Source organism: Pallidibacillus pasinlerensis, from assembly GCF_009996845.1.
GTDB classification, from domain to species: domain Bacteria; phylum Bacillota; class Bacilli; order Bacillales; family Caldibacillaceae; genus Pallidibacillus; species Pallidibacillus pasinlerensis.
In genome coordinates this window covers 1-1,991 of record NZ_JAACYS010000127.1, presented here as the reverse complement: position 1 = coordinate 1,991, position 1,991 = coordinate 1, and the positions used below count along the sequence as shown (strand labels likewise).

At 36.1% G+C, this 1,991-nt stretch carries 2 protein-coding genes and 1 pseudogene; all 3 read right to left on the bottom strand.

The window, feature by feature from the left end; translation table 11 throughout:
• Nucleotides 1–185: pseudogene (locus GW534_RS15750) on the bottom strand (AAA family ATPase); the annotation flags it as partial.
• Complete coding sequence (locus GW534_RS15745) at nt 178–1,443, bottom strand: IS481 family transposase (protein WP_161921911.1); 1,266 nt, start codon at nt 1,441–1,443, stop codon at nt 178–180. The gene GW534_RS15745 and the pseudogene GW534_RS15750, both read right to left, overlap by 8 nt.
• 134 nt (nt 1,444–1,577) lie before the next feature.
• Nucleotides 1,578–1,991: DUF6431 domain-containing protein (locus GW534_RS16255; RefSeq protein WP_210253485.1), on the bottom strand; the 414-nt coding region annotated here is incomplete at its 5' end.

Genomic DNA, 1,991 nt, shown 5'->3' with positions numbered 1-1,991 from the left:
AACGCTCTTAATGTAAAAGTCTTACCAGCACCGGGATTACCAATGAGTAGTCCAATCCCTTTTGATTTTTGTAAATATGTTAAGGCATTTAAAGCTCCTTGATAATCGGATGATAAAAACGCATCCGATGGGCGTATATCTTTCGAAAAGGGTTCTTTTGCTAAAGAATAGAAGGATTTAAACATGTCGATTCACCTCCTTCGATTTTTCAGCTAATTGGGTTAAAGAGAAAGGTGAACGAACACGCTTGACATGAGCGTTATCTGATAAAGATACAGGCTCTGCTTCAGCTACTTTCTTATTATCTTCGAAAATAAAAACGCCGGTATCATCTATTCGTAAATCCACGGAGTACCCAATAAATCTGGCTGGAACCTCATAAAGTTGTTTATTTAGACTTATTGTTCCATCCGCCTTTACCTTCCGTTGAACTCGTTTCATAAAGATGACATCCAGAATGGATGGATCTTCTAAAAACGTGATATTTTCTAATTGAGAATGAAAGACTTCATGTGGCGTTTTTCCGTCTAATGATGCATGAACCCTTCGATGATAGTCTTCCTCCAGCCATCTCCAGAATCGTTCATTTAGCTCCTCTAAACTTTCCACTGGGTCTGCCTCTAATAAGGGATAAAATCGTGTTTGTACAGTTTTAAAGAACCTTTCAATTTTGCCTTTACTTTGCGGATCGTACGGCTGTGTATGAGTTAGTGTAATCCCAAGTTGAGCACAAGCATACTGCAGTGTTTCAGATCGATAGATCTTTCCGTTATCTGCATATATCATGGTAGGTTTCCCTCTGCGAATTAAAGCCTCTTTTGTTACAATTCTGAGTCCATCAAATCCTTCGGATGTAAAAAACTGTGCATATGGAACCAACCTTGAACAATCATCGATATAAGCAATTAAAAACGTCTTTTTTACTTTGCCCTTAATTTTGATATAAGGACCATGTGATAAATCAGCTTGCCATAATATGTTTACTTTATCATAGGCAAATCGTTTTCTTTCAGGTGTTGCAGAAAAAACTTTTCCTGAAAGGTTGTGTTTTTTTAATAAACGGTTTATAGTAGAATATGAAATTTGGTTTTTTGTGATTTCTCCTTGCTTGATGAGCTGCTCATAAAATACGCTCACTGGCATATGGAGAAATTTTTTTCTTATGGCTAGAATATGATCTTGATCATCTGGCGATAATCTTCTCGAGTTTCCCCGATCTGCTCGCTTTTTAGGCTTTAATGCTTCAAATCCGTGCCTACGATAATTAAGCAGCCATTCTTTTATCGTTTTCACCGCTATTTTTCGTTCTCCATAATAAGGCATTTGATGGACTTTACCTTCTAACTCTTCAAAATATGCTTTGGGATCCACTTGGCCATTTAATAGTGGGGCGATTAAACCATAACGAAATAAGGCAATTTGTTCTCTTTCTTTTTCAGTCATCGATTTCTCCTCCTTTTTGATAAAAGAGGACGACCGGTCATCCATAATCTTATTCTACTTTTTTCGTCATTATTTGAACACGCAAAAGTTATGTGGGACGATAAATAATTTGTTTGTAACAAAATATCAGCGGATTAATTTGACATAAAATAGGAAGATAAATGTCCCCATGACCTTCGTAAGAAGGACGATTCACCAAAATTACGAATCATTTTCAGATATTTTTTTGCTTCTTTTTTTATATCACTAGAAACCCCTATTATTTCCCCTAAATATACAAAGAAACTATGAATCCAACTTATATTTTTCCGATAACGAAGCCAGTGAAAAGCGAGTAATTGACGGCTTCCTTTCGTCTTTTTGTTCTGTAGGAACTGTTCCATTCTCTTTAAAATAAGATCCAAGCTATGTTGGAAATAAGGAATCAGAAGGTCTGGAATAATCGAAAAGGTCTTTTTACAAGATAAACAAATAAGTCTGCAAATAGGAATCTCAAATACAACATCATCAGTTATGGCGTAACGCCAATAATAACCATGTCTGTGCAG